1 protein-coding gene is annotated in these 1453 nt (G+C 46.1%); it reads right to left on the bottom strand.

The features are described 5' to 3' along the window. Positions 1-34: 34 nt before the first annotated feature. A complete protein-coding gene (locus tag QUB33_RS29430) occupies positions 35-1339 on the bottom strand; it encodes an NF041680 family putative transposase (protein WP_333358216.1) in 1305 nt (434 codons plus the stop codon). Between the last annotated feature and the right edge of the window lie 114 nt (positions 1340-1453).

Raw genomic sequence — 1453 nt, 5'->3', positions numbered from 1 at the left:
CTAAAAGAAAATATGGAAGAGGAAAAATTGGGATTTAGACCGAGTTCTTGAAGGCTTTTTTACGCTTGGAAGTCCCTTTTTTGACAATTGGACATCGAGGTTTTGTGGACCGAGGTTTTCCTTGAGGCCATCCAGGAGACTTTCCTCGGGGTTTGGGAGGAACAGCCGGAGTACCAATTGCGGCTAAAACTCCTCCCATACTTTGGGCTACTCGTCCAGGTGTTAATTTGGCCATCGATTTCTGCCACGGTAAAGGGTTGTCAGCCACCACTGCACGCGCTAACCACAACTCCCAGGTTATTAACGGCATCAGATCGCTCCACCGTTCACACTGTTTTGGACTGCTTAATTTGGGCAATGTCCAATGCAGTCGTTGCTTGGCAAAACGATACCAATGATCTATAGCAAAGCGCCGCAAGTACAGTCGCCAAACTTCATTCAAAGGCAACATTTCTTCACCCACCCAAGCTAACCAGAGAGGTTTGGTGAACTGTCCGCTCTGATTCTTAAGCCGTTCAACCCGTATTAATTGCATTTGGATGTTAGCCGCCGCTTGAAAATGTTTATCGCGCCACAAACTAATTCGGAGCCTACCTAAATTTGGCGCATCAATTTCTATAGTTTCCGTTGGTTCTTCCCATGTGCTAGCATCATTGAGCTTAAACTTCTGGCCATGTTTGCGCGGACAACCTTTACCTGAATAAGGGGGCGGCGCACCCCACAAACATAAATTTGAGCGCAAACGCATTAATTTATCAGCTTGAATGCCCGCAGTCTTCAGCACAAAAGGGGCACAACCATACTCACTGTCTATGAGTACAATTGGTCGTGAGGGTAGATATTGGCTGACTTGTCGTAGTTGCCAGACAGCTTTGTCAATAGGACTTTCCCAACTGGTAATTCGTTCGTGCCGTAATGGTAAAGCCCAACTACCTTCGCTCTCTGGAACCCAAGCAATTGTACTGTAACCTTGGCCCAAAGTAATGGGTCGGTTTCCAGGGATATCCGTTGCTTGATGTTCAATTGTTCGTTCTTGCAGAGTCACAGCATCTGGGCGCGGCCAACTGGTATGATCTATGGCGAGTATGGGACGAATATCTTTTGGGATATGTTTAATATATATCTGCATCAATTTACGTCGAGCTGGACGGCAATCTTGTAAGGCTTCATAAATACTTGACCAGCGTCGGCGAAACACAGGACATAGGGACAAGTCTGCTAGACAGTGGACATGGCGAGTCAATAGAATGGCATCAGTCAATTCAAACGTCGCATCGTGAGCCCGACATAAATACTGATAAGCCGCTTGACGAAATTCTTTTAATTTGGCAAGGTGCATATTGGCAGCTAAGGGTGGGTGGTACTACTCTTAGTTTCTGCCAAGTGGGGTCTGCTTTTCAATTCAGACTCCCTTTTTTTACCCCTGGAGATTTTACTTAGTCTAAACTCCAGT

Origin of the sequence: Microcoleus sp. B3-A4 (assembly GCF_036705385.1) — a bacterium.
In the GTDB taxonomy this organism is placed as follows: Bacteria; Cyanobacteriota; Cyanobacteriia; order Cyanobacteriales; family Microcoleaceae; genus Microcoleus.
This window is presented reverse-complemented; position numbering and strand designations above follow the sequence as displayed.